Here is a 19,271-nt window from a genome sequence, read left to right on the forward strand (position 1 = left end):
ATGAAAATTAATAAAAAATATCTAGCAGGATCTGCAGTGGTCCTTGCATTAAGTGTCTGCGCTTACGCTTTAAATCAACATCAAGCGCCTGAGAACAAAGAAAATAACCGTGTATCTTATGTTGATGGGAAAGAGTCTGATGCTAAAAAGAATGAAAATCTGACACCTGATCAAGTTAACCAAAAAGAAGGAATAGAAGCTGAACAGATTGTTACTAAGATTACAGATCAAGGCTATGTGACTTCCCACGGTGACCATTTCCATTTCTACAATGGTAAGGTGCCTTTTGATGCCATCTTTAGCGAAGAATTGGTCATGAAAGATCCAAACTATCGACTAAGTGATGGAGATATTGTCAATGAGATTAAAGGTGGCTATATCATCAAGGTGGATGGCAAATATTATGTCTATCTGAAGGATGCTAGTCACGCAGATAATATTCGTACCAAAGACCAAATCGAGAAACAAAAACAAGAACACACATCAGATAGTAGCAGTACAAGTAAGGAAGTTATTGTTGCCAGAGCACAAGGTCGATATACAACTGATGACGGTTACGTCTTTAATGCTGCAGATATTATTGAGGACACAGGTGACGCTTATATCGTTCCTCATGGTGGCCATTATCATTACGTTCCTAAGAGTGCTCTATCTTCAAGTGAATTGGCTGCCGCTCAAGCTTACCTTGCTGGAAGAGGAAGTCAACAAAGTCTAACAGACTACAAACCGATTCCAAGTGTTGAACCAAGTCATCAAGTAGAGAAACCAGCTACAAGCAATCCAGTACAAGAAGAAAATAATCTTCAAAAACTTCTAGAACAGCTTTACGCTTTACCAGTTAGTCAACGCTATAAAGAATCTGATGGTTTGGTATTTGACCCGGCTAAGATTACCAGTCGTACGCCTAATGGAGTTGCTATCCCTCATGGAAATCATTACCATTTCATCCCTTATAGTAGTTTATCTGCTTTGGAGCAAAAGATTGCACGCTTGATGCCACTTTCAGGTCTAGTAACACCATCAAATCCTGTAGAAACTCCAAGTAAACCAAACGTAGACCATGATCACGACCATGGCCACGAAGATGTTGATCATCAACACGAAGAAGACCATGACCACGATCATGCTAATCATCGACACGGAGAAGGCCACGATCATGGCTTTGCTATTGATCGAGTGATTAGTGAGGACGACCAAGGTTTCGTAGTTTCACATGGAGACCACAATCATTATTTTTACAAGAAAGATTTGACGGCTCAACAGATTAAAGAAGCTCAGGAACACTTGAAAGGCAAAACCGAAGTTAAACCTAATCCATCAGATGATCACCATGATGAAGACGGGCATGATCACCACCATGGTGAAGACCACGATCACGGATTCGATGCTGACCGAGTGATAAGTGAAGATGAGCAAGGTTTTGTAGTTTCACATGGAGACCACAATCATTATTTTTACAAGAAAGATTTGACGGCTCAACAGATTAAAGAAGCTCAGGAACACTTGAAAGGTAAAACCGAAGTTAAACCTAATCCATCAGATGATCACCATGATGAAGACGGGCATGATCACCACCATGGTGAAGACCACGATCACGGATTCGATGCTGACCGAGTGATAAGTGAAGATGAGCAAGGTTTTGTAGTTTCGCATGGAGACCATGCCCATTATTTCTTTAAGAAAGATTTATCAGCAGAGCAGATTAAGGCAGCACAAGACCATCTTCATGGCCAACAGCAAACAGAACCTGTTAAACCTCTTGCCAAGACGGTTGAAAGTTTCTCTCGAGATGCCAGCGATGAAGAAAAAATAGCTTATATTTCTAAAACATATGGCGTTCCTCTTGAGGCTATCAGAATTTCAAATGGATTCTTTGTATTTGGTAATCCAGACCAGGCTTATGATCCAACTCACATTCACCCTTACGCCGTTCGTAAGGAACACGTTCGTATTCCGATTCAAACTGGAGATGCAGAGCTTGATTTCCTAAACGAACTCTATACAACTGCTCTACGTGATGGTGTTTCTCCTTATAGCTTGCAGGTTGAAAATGGTAGTTTCGTCATTCCTCATGGTGACCATAACCACTATATCAAGGTTCAAACCAAAGGTTATGAAGTCGCTTTGAAAAACAAAATTCCTGCATTACAGTCAACTTACCAACCTGGTGCTTTTGATGAAAAAGCAGTCCAGTATAAGATTGATCAACTCTTGGCAGAAAGTCGCGAAGTTTATAAAGATAAACCAATTCTTCAAAGACAAATTGAACTTGCTTTGGGGCAATTTTCTGAGAATATGAAGAAGCTATCAACCAACTCTACTGCAGGTTATTTGGCAGCTTTGGATTTGTTTGATAAGCAGTATATTCACATTGACTCAAGTGTCAAACCAACAGAAATCAGTCCTTTAGACAAGAAATATCAAGCTTTAGTAGATAAGATTAATACCTTAGACACAGATGCTTATGGACTTCCTAAGAAGGATTTATTGACTCAGCTTCAAGAAAATAAACTAGCCCAAGATGAAGCAGGTTTAGATGCAGTTGAAGCTAAGTTACAAGCTTTGCAAGATTTTAATGACCGTACTGGAGTTACAACAGTAGAATACATCAAGTATTTCTACCAACATCTATCTGACGGTCGCTTAAATGACACTCTTAGAAATAAAGTTGCCAACCTAACGTGGACACTTTATCAGTCACAATCCTTCCTTAAGGCAACTGACTTGAACAAACTCTTCCCAGAAATCTATCAAACAAAACTGGAAGTAGAGGAAGCACTGAAAAATGAGCCAGTTGCAAGCAAGACTTCTGAAACAATCTTAGATACAGAAAAAGTGGATGGCCATAGTGCTAAAACTGCAGTCTATGAGTTCTTGAAAGGTTTGTATGATGATCTCAAACCTGAGGAACAAAGTAACCATGTCTTAAAAGGGCAAGTAGAAGAGTTACTAACAAAAGCTGAAGAATTAGTGAATCAAGTCAATGAGGAAGGGGTTAAAGCTTCACTCTCTGACGAAGTGAAAAATCTGAAGGCTGCTTTGGAGAAAGAAGACGCAGACCTTGATGAATTAAATACACAGGTTCAAGATCTCTTGAAACGTATTTCACTAACAATCCAAAATGAACGTGATAATTCGAAACAAGACCCAGAGGTTTTAGTTCTTTACCAAAAAATCTATAACGGTGTTATTGCTCTCCATAGCTATTTGGAGATGAATAATGGTTCAGATGCTGACTTTGAAAAAGTAGATGCTCTATTTGATAAACTAGCAGCAGCAAGTAAGGATAAGCAGGCTCTTCTAGCAGTTGCCCAAGAAATAGTCTTGTTAAATCAAGAGCTTAGATCTAAAGCAACGCCAAGTCAAGAAACACCTGTTGAAGCAAAACAAGAAACACCAGGTCAAGCAGGCACTGATAAGCAAGTAGAAGCTAGCTCAGTGCAGACAACAACAGAGAAAACTTCTGAAACAACAACTGAACTGAATCCTGAATCTACAGAAAAAGTCGCAGAATAAAAAAAAGACGAAGTAGCTAAGCTACCTCGTCTTTTTTTAGTCTTTATAAGCTACAATTCCAATAATAGTGTCAACTGCACGTTCCATGGTTTGAAGGCTAACGTATTCAAAACGGCCATGCATGTTTTCACCGCCAGCGAAGATATTCGGCGTTGGAATTCCCATAAAGGAAATCTTAGAACCATCTGTTCCTCCACGGATTGGTTCGATAATAGGTGTGATATCTAGACATTCCATTACTGATTTAGCGATGGTGATTGGAGTCATATCCTTTTCAATGACTTCCTTCATGTTGTAATACTGGTCTGTCAAAGTCAAGGTTACACGATTGCTAGCAAGTTCTTGGTTCATCTTATCAGTGATAGCTTGCATAGCAGCTTTACGCGCTTCAAAGGTTTCTTTTTCGAAGTCACGAATGATATAGCTAGCACGCGCTTCCTCAACACTACCGGATACATCCATGAGATGGTAGAAACCTTGATAGCCCTCAGTCAATTCTGGGCGGTCACCTGCTGGGAGTTGGTTGTGGAAGTCAATTGCCAACTGAAGAGCGTTAACCATTTGTCCCTTAGCAGTTCCAGGGTGTACATTACGACCTTGGAAGTGAAGTTCGGCACCTGCCGCGGAGAAGGTTTCATACTGAAGTTCACCAAGAGGTCCACCGTCAACTGTATAAGCAAAGTCGACATCGAAATCTTCTGCATCAAATTTATTGGCACCAACACCGATTTCTTCATCAGGTCCAAAGCCGACACGAATTTCGCAGTGCTTAATTTCAGGATGAGCAGTCAAGTATTCGATGGCTGTCATGATTTCGGCAATACCTGATTTATCATCGGCACCGAGAAGGGTAGTTCCATCAGTAGTAATCAATGTTTGTCCATGATATTTCTCTAAGCTCTTGAAATCTGCAGGATCAAGCTTGAAACCAGATTCTCCAAGATCGATAAGGCCACCGTCGTAGTTTTCGATAACTTGCGGGTTAACACCTTCAGCATTAAAATCAGCCGTATCCATGTGGGAGATAAAACCAATCTTGCGAGTTAAACTTGGATCGTTAGCTGGAAGTGTACCGATAGCAAAACCGTTTGGCAAATAATAGACATTTTGCAAACCGACACGTTTCATTTCTGGGATGAGGACATTAGTAGCAAAGTCTACTTGACTCTGAGTGCTTGGTGTAGTAGTAGAATTTTCGTCTGAACGTGTGTTAACTTTAACATAAGTCAAAAAACGCTCTAGTAATGTTGGATATTTCATTATAACTCCTTTTTATAATTTTTTATTTACCTAAACAGAATTGGCTAAACAATTTAGTAATAAGTTCATCTGGAGCAGCATCACCAGTGATTTCTCCGAGGATTTCCCAGGTTCGAGTTAAATCAACTTGAAGCAGATCAACTGGCATGCCCAATTCAAGACCTTCGTTAACTGCTTGTAAGCTTTCGACTGCCTTTTCAATTAATGAAATATGACGTGCATTGGATAGATAGGTAGCATCTTGTTCAACCAAGCCAGCATTTTCAAAGAAGAGGTTATTGATGCGTTCTTCAATCTTATCAATGTTTTGATTTTTAAGGACTGAAATAGGAATGACATCATCTGGAAGTTCAGCAGTTTCAATCGCTTCTGGGAGGTCAGTTTTGTTGAGAAGAATGATACGATTAGTGTCCTGACTGATTTCTAGAAGTTGTCTGTCTTGTGCTGTTAGTGGTTCACTAGCATTTAGCACCAGTAGAACCAAGTCAGCTTCCTTGAGGGCTTTTTTCGAACGCTCAACACCGATTTGTTCCACGATATCATCCGTGTCACGAATACCTGCAGTATCAATCAACTTCAGAGGAACACCGTTGATATTGACGTATTCTTCGATGACATCTCTAGTAGTCCCTGCAATATCCGTTACAATAGCTTTATCTTCACGTAGGAGGTTGTTGAGGAGACTTGATTTCCCAACGTTAGGACGACCAATGATGGCCGTTGCAATTCCTTCGCGGAGAATTTTACCACGACGTGCAGTTTTTAGGAGATTGGTCAATAGTTGTTCAAACTCCATAGTTTTTTCGCGGACAACAGCAGTAGTGGCTTCTTCCACATCGTCATACTCAGGGTAATCGATATTAACCTCAACCTGAGCCAAGGTATTGAGAATTTCCTGACGAGTATTGTTAATGAGGTCAGATAGGGATCCATCAAGTTGTTTGACTGCTATATTCATAGCCTTGTCAGTCTTAGCACGGATGATATCCATTACAGCTTCAGCCTGAGTCAAGTCTACACGACCGTTTAGGAAGGCACGTTTGGTAAACTCACCAGGTTCTGCCATGCGAGCCCCTTCACGGATAGCCAATTGCAGGATTTCATTGGTCACGGCAATCCCTCCGTGGGTGTTGATCTCGATAATATCCTCGCGAGTAAAGGTCTTCGGAGACTTCATAGCCCCAACCATGACCTCGTCCATAACCTTACCAGTCAAAGGGTCAATAATGTGGCCGTAGTTCAGTGTGTGGCTAGCAACTTTGCTCAAGTCTTTGCCTTTAAAAATTTTTTGTGCAATGGCAAAGCTATCCGTTCCGCTTAGGCGAACAATCCCAATCGCCCCTTCACCAAGCGGTGTCGAGATTGCTGCAATGGTATCAAATTCACGTGTAATCATTTCATTTCCTTTTAACAATTTATATACAAATATCTCTTAAAATTGTAACAAAATAAAGTTTTTTATTCAACGAATGCCACTTATAAAGAAAAGCCTAAGCAGATTGCTTAAGCTTTACTTAGTGCGCATTTCCCCTTGCGGGAAGTAAGTTCCTTCAGGCATATCGTTGATGATGACATGAACAGCAGATTGAGGTGCACCAGTGTTACGAACCACAGCTTCAGTTACTTCCTTAGCTAAGGCTTTCTTTTGCTCGAGCGTGCGTCCTTCAAATAAATCGATGCGTACAAATGGCATAATAGCTTCCTCCACTAGTTTTTGATTTCTTCTATTTTACCACATTTTGCCGTTTAAAGCTTTTGGAAAATATGATATACTAGAATGTAGCAGAAAATTAGAAATGGACGTGAAATAGAAACATGGCACAGTTGTATTATCGTTATGGGACCATGAATTCAGGAAAGACCATCGAGATTCTCAAGGTAGCCTATAACTATGAGGAGCAAGGAAAGGGAGTTGTTATCATGACTTCGGCTCTGGATACAAGAGACGGTATAGGCTATGTGTCGAGTCGGATTGGCATGAAGCGACCAGCAGTTGCTATCGATGATACTACGGATATTTTTGGGTTTATTCGAGATTTACCTGAAAAGCCCTACTGTGTTTTGGTCGATGAAGCCCAGTTTTTGAAACGTCATCATGTTTACGACCTAGCGCGTGTTGTCGATGAGTTAGACATACCTGTTATGGCCTTTGGTTTGAAGAATGACTTTCGCAATGAGCTGTTCGAAGGATCTAAACATCTATTATTATTAGCAGATAAAATTGATGAGATCAAAACCATTTGTCAGTATTGTAAGAAAAAAGCGACCATGGTGTTGCGTACGCAGGACGGACTGCCTGTTTATGATGGTGAACAAATCCAGATAGGTGGGAATGAAACCTATATCTCGGTTTGCCGTAAACATTATTTTGCCCCTGAAATCAATAAGGAGAATCAATAAGAATGAATATCTATGATCAACTACAAGCTGTAGAAGACCGTTATGAAGAATTAGGAGAATTGCTGAGCGACCCTGATGTGGTCTCTGATACCAAGCGTTTCATGGAGCTTTCAAAAGAGGAAGCTTCAACTCGTGATACCGTAACCGCCTACCGTGAATACAAACAAGTCCTCCAAAACATCGTTGATGCTGAAGAAATGATTAAAGAGTCTGGCGGAGATGCCGACTTGGAAGAAATGGCCAAGCAAGAACTCAAGGATGCTAAGGCAGAAAAAGAAGAGTACGAAGAAAAATTGAAAATCTTGCTTCTTCCAAAAGATCCAAACGATGACAAGAACATCATCCTTGAAATCCGTGGAGCTGCTGGTGGAGATGAGGCAGCACTTTTTGCTGGAGACCTTCTAACAATGTACCAAAAATATGCTGAAGCCCAAGGCTGGCGCTTTGAAGTTATGGAAGCTTCTATGAACGGTGTCGGTGGTTTCAAAGAAGTGGTTGCCATGGTTTCTGGTCAGTCAGTTTATTCTAAACTCAAGTATGAGTCTGGTGCTCACCGTGTGCAACGTGTCCCTGTGACAGAAAGTCAAGGCCGTGTTCATACCTCAACAGCAACAGTTCTTGTCATGCCTGAGGTAGAAGAAGTAGAATACGATATTGATCCAAAAGACCTTCGTGTGGATATCTACCATGCATCTGGTGCTGGTGGACAGAACGTCAACAAGGTTGCGACTGCCGTTCGTATCGTACACTTGCCAACCAATATCAAGGTGGAGATGCAGGAAGAACGTACCCAGCAGAAAAACCGTGAGAAGGCTATGAAGATTATTCGTGCGCGTGTGGCAGACCACTTTGCTCAGATTGCCCAAGATGAGCAAGATGCTGAGCGTAAGTCTACTATCGGTACTGGTGACCGTTCAGAGCGTATTCGTACTTATAACTTCCCACAAAACCGTGTCACAGACCACCGTATCGGTTTGACTCTACAAAAACTTGATACAATTTTAGCTGGTAAATTGGATGAAGTTGTAGATGCCTTGGTTCTTTATGACCAAACACAAAAATTAGAAGAATTAAACAAATAATGAAATTAGCTCAAATTTTTAAAGATTTTGAGGAAAAGTTAATAGCACAAGGAGAGGAAGCAGAAAGCCTCTCCTTTGTCTATCGTAGCCTAAAAAATCTATCTTTTACAGACTTCGTCTTTGCCCTCCAGCAAGAAGTAACAGAGGAAGAAAAAGAGTTTGTAGAGGAAATTTACACGAAACTGGCAAATCATATACCTGCCCAGTATATTATTGGTCATGCTGATTTTTTTGGGATGCAGTTAAAAGTAGATGAGCGGGTTTTGATTCCCCGCCCAGAGACAGAAGAGTTAGTGGAACTCATTTTGACTGAGAATCCTGAGAAAAATCTTAAAGTACTAGATATCGGAACAGGAAGCGGAGCAATTGCCCTTGCTTTAGCTAAAAATAGGCCAGATTGGTCGGTTGCAGCTGCGGATATTTCACAGGATGCTTTAGACTTATCGTTGGAGAATGCTAACGCTCAAAATCTAAATCTCTCTTTTATCAAATCTGATTGTTTCTCCGAAATTTCTTCAAAATATGATATAATTGTATCCAATCCACCATACATTTCTCGTGAAGATCAAGAAGAAGTTGGCTTGAATGTTCTGCATTCAGAACCACATTTGGCACTCTTTGCTGACGAGGATGGTCTAGCTATCTACCGTAGAATCGCGGAAGACTCCAAGGACTATCTAAATAATGGTGGTAAGATTTATCTTGAAATTGGCTACAAACAAGGTCAAAGTGTGCCTGCTCTCTTTATGGAAAATCTTCCAGAGAAACGAGTTCGAACTCTCAAAGACCAATTTGGCCAAGATAGGATGGTTGTCATTGATGATGGAGAAAATTAAGCAAAAGTTGGAAAAGGGTGGAGCTGTAGTTTTGCCGACCGAAACAGTTTATGGACTTTTTGCAAAAGCGCTAGATAAAAAAGCTGTTGATTATGTCTACCAGCTTAAACGTCGTCCAAGAGACAAGGCACTTAATCTCAATGTCGCTCATCTAGACGATATCTTGAACTTTTCAAATAATCAGCCACCTTATTTACAAAAACTTGTTGATAGTTTTCTTCCTGGGCCTTTGACCATTATCCTAGAAGCTAATGGCAAGGTTCCCTACTGGGTCAATTCAGGATTACCGACAGTTGGTTTTCGGATGCCCAGTCACCCTATAACTCTAGAATTGATTCGTGAGTTTGGTCCCTTAATCGGCCCGTCTGCAAATATCTCGGGTCAAGCTAGTGGTGCTAGCTTTAAAGAGATTTTAAAAGACTTCGGACAAGAGGTTTTGGGAATAGAAGATGATACTTTTTTAACAGGTCACGATTCGACTATTTTAGATTTGACTGCTTGTAAGGCAAGAATTCTACGCCAAGGTTCGATAACTCGAGAAGATATTCTTGCCAAGATACCTGAAATTCCTTTTGAGGAGGTATGACATGCTACGTGCTTTGAAAGCAACAGATGTTGCATCGATTTATGAGATTAACAAAGATGCTTTAGGTTATGATTTTAGTCCTGAGGAAACGGCTAGTCAACTAGCAAAATTATCCCAAGACTCACATCATTTCCTACTGGGGTTTGAGGAACCGACCAGCCATGACTTACTTGGGTATGTACATGCTGAGGTTTATGAATCCCTTTATTCTAATGCCGGTTTTAATATTTTGGCTTTAGCAGTGGTACCCCAGATGCAAGGTAAGGGCATCGGGAAAATTTTGCTCCATGGATTAGAACAAGAAGCAAAAAGACGGGGTTATGAGTTTATTCGATTAAACTCTGCAGACCATCGTCTTGGTGCTCATGCATTTTATGAAAGAGTGGGTTATACTTGCGATAAAGTGCAGAAACGATTTATTAAGTTAATTAAAGGAGAAAAACTATGATTTTTGACAAAGATGATTTTAAAACATATGATGCTGATCTTTGGAATGCGATTGCCAAAGAAGAAGAACGTCAACAAAACAATATTGAGTTGATTGCTTCAGAGAACGTTGTATCTAAGGCTGTAATGGCAGCGCAAGGTTCTATCTTGACTAATAAATATGCTGAAGGATATCCTGGACGTCGTTACTATGGTGGTACTGATGTAGTGGATGTTATCGAAAGTCTAGCTATTGAACGTGCGAAAGAAATCTTTGGTGCTAAATTTGCCAATGTCCAACCTCACTCAGGAAGTCAAGCTAACTGTGCAGCATACATGGCTTTGATTGAGCCAGGTGATACTGTTATGGGGATGGATTTAGCTGCAGGTGGGCACTTGACTCACGGAGCTCCTGTAAGTTTCTCAGGTCAAACCTATAACTTTGTTTCATATAGCGTTGATCCGGAGACAGAGCTATTGGACTTTGACGCCATCTTGAAACAAGCTCAAGAAGTTCAACCAAAACTTATCGTTGCTGGTGCCTCAGCCTATTCTCACATCATTGATTTCTCAAAATTCCGTGAAATTGCGGATGCTGTAGGCGCAAAACTCATGGTCGACATGGCCCACATTGCTGGCTTGGTTGCAGCTGGTCTTCACCCAAATCCAGTTCCATACGCACATATCACAACGACAACGACTCACAAAACTCTTCGTGGACCACGTGGTGGGTTGATTTTGACAAACGACGAAGACCTTGCTAAGAAAATAAATTCCGCTATTTTCCCAGGTATCCAAGGTGGACCATTAGAGCATGTAGTTGCTGCTAAGGCTGTAGCCTTTAAAGAAGTATTGGATCCGGCCTTTAAAGAATATGCTGCTAATGTTATAAAAAATAGCAAGGCTATGGCTGAAGTATTCCTGCAAGATCCTAATTTCCGCATTATCTCTGGCGGTACTGAAAACCACCTCTTCTTAGTGGATGTTACAAAGGTTGTAGAAAGTGGAAAAGTAGCCCAAAACTTATTGGATGAGGTCAACATTACCCTTAATAAAAACTCAATCCCTTACGAAACATTGTCACCATTCAAGACAAGTGGTATTCGTATCGGAGCGGCAGCAATTACTGCTCGTGGTTTTGGTGAAAAAGAAAGCCGTCAAGTTGCTGAACTTATTATTAAAGCCCTTAAGAATGCAGAAAACGAAGCTGTCTTAGAAGAAGTGAGAAGTGCAGTCAAATCCTTGACAGATGCCTTCCCATTATATGAGGACTAATATTTTATGGATATTTATATTAAGAAAGCCATTATCCATCAGTTCAGTCCTGATGACACAGAGTTGTTCTTGGCGGATAAGTTTCTCAATATCACTCCTAAAATTGAGGAATACTTACGTAAAAAAGTGGACCGTGTGTATTCGGATGATGCCAAAACTGGTATTTTTGAAGAGGATAATCCATTTTTCAACCACATCACAGAAGACTTAATGGAAACATCTGTTACAATTGCTAATCTCTGGAAAGAGGAATTCTCTGTATCTGAAAACCAAAAGACGAATGACTTGGTTTTTGTCCAGTTTTCAAAAGAGGGAGTAGACCATTTTGCCTTTCTACGAATTGCATTGCGTGAAACCTTGACACACTTGGGTGGCGAGGTTGACAATCCAATCAAACTGACTCAGAATAACCTACCTGGATTTGGAACTGGAGCAGATGAAGCACTAGTTGTTAATCTTCAAAGTCGCAAGTATCACTTGATTGAAAAACGCATCAAGTATAATGGAGCCTTTTTAAACTATTTTTCTGAGAATCTTATTCAAGCACAACCAAAGATTTCACCTAAGAAATCCATTAAGGAACTAGAAAAAACGGCTCAAAAGATTGCCGAAACCTTTAACACAGATGATTTTCAATTCCAATCTAAAGTTAAATCAGCAATTTTCAATAATCTTGAAGAGAATAATGAGCTCTCTCCAGAAAAATTAGCCAATGATCTTTTTGACAATAATCTTACTGCTCGACTTAGCTTCATTGACCAGGTTAAAGAAGCAGTACCAGAGCCAGTACAGTTTGATGAGATTGATGCCAGTCGTCAGTTAAAGAGATTTGAGAATCAGAAACTTTCCTTGTCAAATGGAATTGAACTCATCGTACCAAACAATGTCTATCAAGATGCGGAATCAGTTGAATTCATTCAAAACGATAATGGAACCTATTCAATCTTAATCAAAAACATCGAGGATATACAAAATAAATAATGTTTAAATTTATACGAAGAATGCTGGTACTAGCAGTCTTCCTTTTCGCTGGATATAAAGCTTATCTGATTCGTCAGGATGTCAAACAAGTCATGACCTACCAACCCATGGTTCGCGAAATCTTGAATGAAGGAGATACCCCAGCAAACGAAGAGCTTGTGCTCGCCATGATTTATACAGAAACTAAGGGTAAAGAAGGAGACGTGATGCAGTCAAGTGAATCTGCTAGTGGCTCTACTGATACCATAAACGATAATGCAAGTAGTATTCGGCAAGGGGTTCAAACCTTGACAGAAAATCTCTATCTAGCTCAAGAAAAAGGAGTGGATGTCTGGACAGCCATTCAAGCTTATAACTTTGGACCTGCTTATATCGATTTTATCGCCCAGAATGGGAAAAAGAATACTCTTGTACTAGCTAAGCAATACTCCAGAGATACAGTTGCGCCTATATTAGGAAATACAACAGGGAAAACCTATCGCTACATCAATCCCATTTCTATTTTTCAGGGTGGAGAACTTTATGTGGATGGTGGAAACTATTATTACTCTAGACAGGTTCAGCTAAATCTCTATATTATGAAAATTTTTAATCTATTTTAAGCATCTAGAATTTCTAGGTGCTTTTATAAGTTTTCTTTAAGGATACTTTAATATGCTAGAGTAGAAAAGGAGGAACGTCTCATGCGAAAGAAATTCTTTCTGACTAGCGCCGCAGTACTTTTAGCAGTTGCAACACTGCAAAGCGCCCAGGCAGCTACTGATGTTCAAAAAGTAATTGATGAAACTTATGTTCAACCTGAGTACGTCTTGGGTTCTTCATTAACGGAAGATCAAAAAAATCAAACACTTAAAAAACTTGGTTATGATGCCTCAAAAGATACTAAAGATTTGAAGACTATGACACCAGATGTCTACTCAAAAATTATGAATGTCGCAAACGATTCAAGTCTTCAACTTTATTCATCAGCAAAAATTCAAAAATTAGGAGAAAAATCTCCCCTTGAGGTCAAGATTGAGACACCTGAAAATATCACTAAAGTAACGCAAGATATGTACCGTAATGCGGCTGTTACCTTGGGTGTGGAGCACGCGCGTATCACCGTTGCGGCACCAATTCCGGTTACTGGTGAAAGTGCCCTAGCAGGTATTTACTATTCCCTTGAGTCAAATGGTGTAAAATTACCTCAGGAAAATAAAGACTTGGCTCAGGAAGAGCTCAAGGCCTTGTCAGATATTAACGATGAAAACAAGGACAAATCAGGCTTTGATGCCAATAAACTTAACGTAGCTCTTGCTGATATCAAGGCTGCTATCGCTAAGGCTAAAGAGTCTAAGGGTGAACTTACAGAGGATGATGTTCGTAAGATTGTTGAAGATACTTTAAAGAACTATAAACTTGATCAAGTTGTTACAGGCAACCAAGTCAATGTCATCATCAACTTTGCATTCAATCTTTCAAAGAGCGATATTCTTAACAACGAAGACTTTACAAAGACTCTAAAAGATTTGAAACAAAGCATTGTTGCGCAAGCAGGTGATAGTTTTAGCAATATCGATCTAAACTTTGATGCCAATAAAGCTATTCAAGACGGTGGAAACATCCTTAGCTCAATTTGGCAAGCTATCCTTGATTTCTTCAAGAGTTTTGGTGCTTAGGTCAATTCATGGTATAATAGATGGTAACAGGATTGTTACCGTCTTTTTTTGTAGGCTTATAGAAAGTGAAAATTATGTTAAAGAAAAATGATATTGTAGAAGTAGAGATTGTCGATTTGACCCATGAAGGAGCAGGTGTTGCCAAGGTAGATGGCTTGGTCTTTTTTGTAGAGAATGCTCTACCGACTGAAAAAATCCTTATGCGTGTCCTTAAAGTCAACAAGAAGATTGGCTTTGGTAAAGTCGAGGAATACCTTACGCAATCTCCACATCGTAACCAAGACTTAGATTTGGCTTACCTACGTTCAGGCATTGCCGACTTGGGACACCTAGCTTATCCGGAGCAACTCAAGTTTAAAACCAAGCAAGTAAAAGATAGCCTATATAAGATTGCTGGAATCACGGATGTAGAGGTTTCAGATACTCTTGGCATGGATAATCCTGTCAAGTATCGTAACAAGGCTCAGGTACCAGTTCGTCGAGTCAACGGTGTTCTGGAGACTGGTTTTTTCCGTAAGAATTCTCATGACCTGATGCCGTTGGAAGATTTTTATATTCAAGATCCAGTGATAGATCAAGTTATCCTTGCTTTACGTGATTTGCTTCGTCGCTATGACTTAAAACCCTATGATGAAAAGGAACAGTCTGGCTTGATTCGCAACCTTGTTGTTCGTCGTGGCCATTATTCAGGTCAAATTATGGTTATTTTGGTGACAACTCGTCCCAAAATTTTCCGAGTTGAACAGTTGATTGAACAAGCCATCAAGCAATTTCCAGAGATTGTGTCTGTTATGCAGAATATCAATGATCAGAATACTAATGCCATTTTTGGAAAAGAATGGCGGATTCTCTATGGTCAAGATTACATTACGGACCAAATGTTGGGGAATAGCTTCCAAATTTCTGGACCAGCCTTTTATCAGGTCAATACCGAAATGGCAGAGAAGCTTTATCAGACAGCTATTGATTTTGCGGAGTTAAGAGAAGAGGATGTGGTGATCGATGCCTACTCAGGAATCGGGACTATTGGATTATCTGTCGCTAAGCATGTCAAGGAAGTCTACGGGGTGGAAGTTATCCCAGAAGCAGTAGAAAATAGCCAGAAGAACGCAGAATTGAACGGTATTACCAATGCCCACTATGTCTGTGACACAGCTGAAAATGCCATGAAGAATTGGCTCAAGGAAGGCATCCAACCAACTGCCATCCTGGTCGACCCACCACGCAAAGGCTTGACCGAAAGCTTTATCAAAGCGAGCGCTCAAACAGGAGCTGATCGCATCGCCTATATCTCATGTAATGTCGCCACCATGGCGCGTGATATCAAACTCTACCAAGAATTGGGCTATGAATTGAAGAAAGTCCAGCCGGTGGATTTATTTCCGCAGACGCATCATGTTGAGGCAGTATCACTGCTTGTACGAGCTGAGGCATCAGCGAAGTAGAAGCAGATGTTCTGCCCATGGGATAGCTGTCGTAGAGTAAGGAGTTTACGACGAAACGATACGGCAACAGCGAACCGCCGAGTGTGTTGCCCTGCTCTTCCGATCTGAGACAGTCGAAAAGTAGAAGGGGATGGTATTGGTATCAATCATGAGTAACAAAGTAACAGCATGATTCGAAAATACTAGCTTGTAATTTGCGGAGGAACATCAATATGGATGGAATATCAAAAGATTCTATAAAAACGGCTAAATTAATGAAACAATTATGGCCCCAATTGACCGATAAAGAAGCTATTGATGAAGTTAAAAAATATACGAATGGCAAAAATACTGCAATCTTTACTGAAGTTGAAGGTGACACAATTGTAGGTCTAGCACTATGTTCACTCAGATTTGATTATGTTGAAGGTTGTAAATATAGTCCTGTGGGATTCTTAGAAGGGATTATTGTCGACGAGGAATATCGTTTAAAGGATATTGCTAAAAACCTCTGTACAAAATGTGAGGAATGGGCGAAAAATAAAGGATGTAAGGAATTTGCAAGTGACTGTACTTTAACGAATACGGATTCTATAAAATTTCATCTCAATATTGGATTTCAGGAGGCAAATAGAATTATTCATTTTAAGAAGAGATTATAATTTCAGAACGTGGTCAAAATTTATGTATCTTTAGAAAGTGTGAAAGATTGGACGAACAAATTTTTTTGATGGGTGGAAATCCGCCGATAAAGAACCATACGATTGTTAATAAAATTGTGTCATCAAGGAAAATCGAAAGAATTGTCATTTTTACAGTTTATCGAGAAAATTGGGAACCGTATATGAAAAAGTACACGGAAGTTTTCCAAAGCCTTTTTCTAACCTAAACACTGATTACTTACTCTTGGACATTGAGCAGATTAATTTTGATAGCTATCTAGATGCTGATCTAATTATCATCGGTGGTGGAAATACGGAAAAATACATAGCTACTTATGTAAATCAGGAGTTTAAGAATTATATCGATCATATGCTGAATAAAGGTGCGAAAGTTATGGGATTCTCTGCAGGAGCCCTATTATTAGGAGAAAAAGTCTATGTCTCACCTAATGATAATTCAGATCATCAGATAAAGATAAAAAATGGATTAGGAGTCTTTAGTCAGTTTTTAATTAGTGTCCATTATGATTCCTGGAATGATAAAGCTAATAAGGATAGAGCTGAAGAACTCGTTAATGTTCCCATAATTCCACTAAATGATTATTCCTGTCTAGTATTGGATAAACTTGGAAACATTATTGAGAAAATTGACTAGTTTACATTATCTAATTCTTGATTTAGGTAACTAAACTGTAAACGAACATTTATATGAAAGGCATAGAGTAAACATGAGTCTCTTATTTGAAGAATTTAAAACCATTTGTTTCCATTTAAATCGAGTCGGAATTACACCGACACTGATGGGTTCTTTGGGATTGGAGTTTAGAACGAAAGAAAATTGGGGGCCGTCTGACATTGACATTCATGTACCTGGTGACCCTAGAGGTTGGGAAGCACCTGACCATCTCAGAATTTATGACTGGGACAAGATAATGAAAGTGATGAAAGACTTAGGCTACGTCTTAATAGATATTCATGAGCATGAATTCCAAAAGGATAGAGAGAATGTTGAATTTGGAAGTATCGATTCCTTACTTGATTTTGCAGGAGTTTCGGAATCGGATATAGAGCTTATTCACATTGAAGGCATCACTTTTCGTCTTCCAAGTCTGGAGCAGTATCTAAGTATTTACAAAGCTTCTTCTCAAGACTCCTATCGAAATGAACAAAATAACAATAAGGATTTTAAAAAGATCGAGTGGCTGGAAAAACATTTGTAAATTATCATATGAAAAGTAGTAAGTTGTAAGACTGGCTGCTATGTTATTTTTATTGGTTATTTGATTTATACGATATTGGCTAGTAATAGAATTAGTAAGGAAAAAAGATTTTAAAATTTAGATCAGGATACCCATTATTAAAGGTAACATTCTATCTAGATAATCGATGTTAGAGATTGTCTGTTTAAAGTGGTATCACAGCTTGTTCAAACAGATTAAACAAAGATGTAGCTAGGAATGTCTTACAGTAAGGAGTTTAAATATGAAATTCCATGAATTTGGTGATAAGAATTTGCCTTCTATCTTGCTGATACATGGCGGTGGCAGTTCTTGGTGGAATTATCTTCGTCAAGCACGGATCTTATCGGAGAAGTATCGTGTCATTCTACCCACCTTGAATGGCCACGGCGAAGAATATCAACTTGATTATGTTTCTACTGAAGATTCTGCTTTGGAGATTCTGGACTATATCAAAGCAAACTGTGGTGGGAAATTGTTTGCAATCGGTGGTGTTTCACTTGGTGGTCAAATTACTATGGAGCTTTTGTCAATAGACAGAGATATAGCTGAGAAAGCCATCATAGATGGAAGCCTCTGTATTCCTCAACCAAGGTTGGCTAAAATCAGTATTTTTCTGGTACGTCTATTTGGCAAACTAATAATTAGTAAATTCTCTTGCAAACTTCAGTTAAGCATGATGAACAAACTCTATCCTAAACTCGCTTATCCAGAGGAACTAAAAGATTATTATTTGGAGGATCTGCCAAGGACGCCTATCAAAACATTGGTGACCATTTACAAAACCTATATGGGGCATTACAAGCTAAAGGATACGATTTCTGTTAATAAGGCGCAGGTTCTTTATATTTATGGTGAAAAAGAATTGAACTGTGTGAAAGCATCAGCGAAATTATTTCAACAACTGCATCCAAATACGATTTTGTATGAAGCTAAGGGCTATAACCATGGCTATTTATCAGCTTACCTGCCTCAAGAGTGGATTAATTTGGTGGTGCCATTTTTAAAGAGTGATTCATTGGAAATGTGTAATGAATCTGATATATCATAAGGAGGAATCTGATGCTAGGAGCAATAGTTGGAGATATTGTTGGTTCTGTTTATGAATGGGACAACATTAAAACGAAAGACTTCCCTTTATTTCGTGAGGATTGTTTTTTCACTGATGATACGGTTATGACCTGTGCTGTTGCAGAAGCCGTTATGAATGGCGGTCAGAAGGATGACTTTATTGATCCCATGAAAAAATATGGTAGGATGTATCCCGATGCAGGTTACGGTGTAAGATTTGATACGTGGATTCATAGTGATAACCGTGAACCTTACAATAGTTTTGGAAATGGTTCTGCGATGCGCGTTTCTCCGTGTGCTTTGGTGATGGATGCCACAACAGACGAGTTGCCGTCTGAGGTGAAACGTCTGGCGCAACTTTCTGCAGAGGTGACGCATAACCATCCAGAAGGAATCAAAGGAGCAATGGCTACAGTGGATGCTATTTACATGTGCCGTTATTTCTTTGGTGATGATAGTAGCGATAACCCTGAGGAGCTTAAAAAACGCATCAAGGAACACATCGAGAAAGAGTATGGATATGACCTTTCTAAAACGCTAGATGAAATTCGTCCTACGTATCGATTCAATGAAACGTGTCAGGATACCGTTCCTCAGGCCATCGTTGCCTTTCTAGAAAGTACAGATTTTGAAGACGCGATTCGAAATGCGATTTCTCTTGGTGGGGACAGCGACACTCTTGCTGCTATCACAGGAAGTATCGCCGAAGCAGCTTATGGAATTCCTGAGTGGATTAAGGACAAGGCCTATAGCTATCTCGATGAGCCTTTGAAAGATGTACTCAGACGATGGGAAGAAACGTTTGTAATAAAATAATAGATAGGCGTTATGCGGACCGATACTGAATGAAGGAGGG

General features: G+C 39.7%; 18 protein-coding genes and 1 pseudogene. 16 read left to right on the top strand and 3 right to left on the bottom strand.

The genetic code is table 11. From position 1 onward, the window contains the following. Nucleotides 1-3,516 (top strand): pneumococcal-type histidine triad protein, encoded by a 3,516-nt coding sequence (locus ACESNQ_RS00975; RefSeq protein ID WP_373074313.1) that lies wholly within the window; start codon nucleotides 1-3, stop codon nucleotides 3,514-3,516. Nucleotides 3,517-3,552: 36 nt separating this feature from the next. Here the strand turns inward: ACESNQ_RS00975 and pepT are convergent, their stop codons facing one another. From pepT to ACESNQ_RS00990, 3 genes are all read right to left on the bottom strand, one after another. Continuing rightward, nucleotides 3,553-4,776 (bottom strand): peptidase T, encoded by a 1,224-nt coding sequence (gene pepT, locus ACESNQ_RS00980; RefSeq protein WP_373074315.1) that lies wholly within the window; start codon nucleotides 4,774-4,776, stop codon nucleotides 3,553-3,555. A gap of 22 nt (nucleotides 4,777-4,798) precedes the next feature. Next, nucleotides 4,799-6,172, bottom strand: coding sequence for a tRNA uridine-5-carboxymethylaminomethyl(34) synthesis GTPase MnmE (gene mnmE / locus ACESNQ_RS00985; RefSeq protein WP_373074317.1), 1,374 nt, complete (start codon nucleotides 6,170-6,172; stop codon nucleotides 4,799-4,801). Nucleotides 6,173-6,286: 114 nt separating this feature from the next. Next, a complete protein-coding gene (locus ACESNQ_RS00990) occupies nucleotides 6,287-6,469 on the bottom strand; it encodes a 4-oxalocrotonate tautomerase (protein WP_001117401.1) in 183 nt (60 codons plus the stop codon). Between the two features lie 122 nt (nucleotides 6,470-6,591). On the opposite strand from ACESNQ_RS00990, the gene ACESNQ_RS00995 reads away from it, so the two are divergent. The 15 genes and pseudogenes from ACESNQ_RS00995 to ACESNQ_RS01065 all read left to right on the top strand — a co-directional run bounded on the left by ACESNQ_RS00995 (nucleotide 6,592) and on the right by ACESNQ_RS01065 (nucleotide 19,231). Then, a complete protein-coding gene (locus ACESNQ_RS00995) occupies nucleotides 6,592-7,176 on the top strand; it encodes a thymidine kinase (RefSeq protein WP_004252774.1) in 585 nt (194 codons plus the stop codon). A 2-nt stretch (nucleotides 7,177-7,178) separates the two neighbouring features. Beyond that, complete coding sequence (gene prfA / locus ACESNQ_RS01000) at nucleotides 7,179-8,258, top strand: peptide chain release factor 1 (RefSeq protein ID WP_006148466.1); 1,080 nt, start codon at nucleotides 7,179-7,181, stop codon at nucleotides 8,256-8,258. Then, nucleotides 8,258-9,094 (top strand): peptide chain release factor N(5)-glutamine methyltransferase, encoded by an 837-nt coding sequence (gene prmC, locus ACESNQ_RS01005; protein WP_373074324.1) that lies wholly within the window; start codon nucleotides 8,258-8,260, stop codon nucleotides 9,092-9,094. The genes prfA and prmC overlap by 1 nt, the downstream gene beginning before the upstream one ends. Continuing rightward, on the top strand, nucleotides 9,078-9,680 hold the full coding sequence (locus tag ACESNQ_RS01010) for an L-threonylcarbamoyladenylate synthase (protein WP_373074326.1): 603 nt from the start codon (nucleotides 9,078-9,080) through the stop codon (nucleotides 9,678-9,680). The genes prmC and ACESNQ_RS01010 overlap by 17 nt, the downstream gene beginning before the upstream one ends. A gap of 1 nt (nucleotide 9,681) precedes the next feature. Further along, a complete protein-coding gene (locus ACESNQ_RS01015) occupies nucleotides 9,682-10,128 on the top strand; it encodes a GNAT family N-acetyltransferase (RefSeq protein ID WP_004252785.1) in 447 nt (148 codons plus the stop codon). Next, nucleotides 10,125-11,381: a serine hydroxymethyltransferase gene (glyA, locus tag ACESNQ_RS01020; RefSeq protein WP_373074329.1), complete on the top strand. Its 1,257-nt coding sequence runs from the start codon at nucleotides 10,125-10,127 to the stop codon at nucleotides 11,379-11,381. Before ACESNQ_RS01015 ends, glyA begins: the two co-directional genes overlap by 4 nt. A 6-nt stretch (nucleotides 11,382-11,387) precedes the next feature. Next, on the top strand, nucleotides 11,388-12,362 hold the full coding sequence (locus ACESNQ_RS01025; RefSeq protein WP_373074331.1) for a nucleoid-associated protein: 975 nt from the start codon (nucleotides 11,388-11,390) through the stop codon (nucleotides 12,360-12,362). Beyond that, nucleotides 12,362-12,964 carry a lysozyme family protein gene (locus ACESNQ_RS01030; RefSeq protein WP_250307165.1) on the top strand — a complete coding sequence of 201 codons (603 nt, stop codon included), beginning with the start codon at nucleotides 12,362-12,364 and terminating at the stop codon, nucleotides 12,962-12,964. The genes ACESNQ_RS01025 and ACESNQ_RS01030 overlap by 1 nt, the downstream gene beginning before the upstream one ends. 81 nt (nucleotides 12,965-13,045) lie before the next feature. Continuing rightward, nucleotides 13,046-14,020, top strand: coding sequence for a DUF1002 domain-containing protein (locus ACESNQ_RS01035; protein ID WP_235084109.1), 975 nt, complete (start codon nucleotides 13,046-13,048; stop codon nucleotides 14,018-14,020). 74 nt (nucleotides 14,021-14,094) lie between these two features. Beyond that, the gene (rlmD, locus tag ACESNQ_RS01040; RefSeq protein ID WP_373074333.1) at nucleotides 14,095-15,465 is read left to right on the top strand and encodes a 23S rRNA (uracil(1939)-C(5))-methyltransferase RlmD; all 1,371 of its coding nucleotides are present in this window, start codon (nucleotides 14,095-14,097) and stop codon (nucleotides 15,463-15,465) included. Between the two features lie 212 nt (nucleotides 15,466-15,677). Next, nucleotides 15,678-16,106 carry an aminoglycoside 6'-N-acetyltransferase gene (gene aac(6'), locus ACESNQ_RS01045; protein WP_373074335.1) on the top strand — a complete coding sequence of 143 codons (429 nt, stop codon included), beginning with the start codon at nucleotides 15,678-15,680 and terminating at the stop codon, nucleotides 16,104-16,106. 47 nt (nucleotides 16,107-16,153) lie between these two features. Further along, nucleotides 16,154-16,761, top strand: a pseudogene (locus ACESNQ_RS01050) (Type 1 glutamine amidotransferase-like domain-containing protein). Nucleotides 16,762-16,834: 73 nt separating this feature from the next. Then, on the top strand, nucleotides 16,835-17,326 hold the full coding sequence (locus ACESNQ_RS01055) for a phosphoribosylanthranilate isomerase (protein WP_225750355.1): 492 nt from the start codon (nucleotides 16,835-16,837) through the stop codon (nucleotides 17,324-17,326). A 262-nt stretch (nucleotides 17,327-17,588) separates the two neighbouring features. Then, a complete protein-coding gene (locus tag ACESNQ_RS01060) occupies nucleotides 17,589-18,395 on the top strand; it encodes an alpha/beta hydrolase (protein WP_373074337.1) in 807 nt (268 codons plus the stop codon). Nucleotides 18,396-18,406: 11 nt separating this feature from the next. Continuing rightward, nucleotides 18,407-19,231, top strand: a complete 825-nt coding sequence (locus ACESNQ_RS01065; protein WP_373074339.1) for an ADP-ribosylglycohydrolase family protein — start codon at nucleotides 18,407-18,409, stop codon at nucleotides 19,229-19,231. Nucleotides 19,232-19,271 lie beyond the last annotated feature (40 nt).

Origin of the sequence: Streptococcus infantis, assembly GCF_964243025.1 — a bacterium.
Taxonomy (GTDB): Bacteria; Bacillota; Bacilli; order Lactobacillales; family Streptococcaceae; genus Streptococcus; species Streptococcus infantis_N.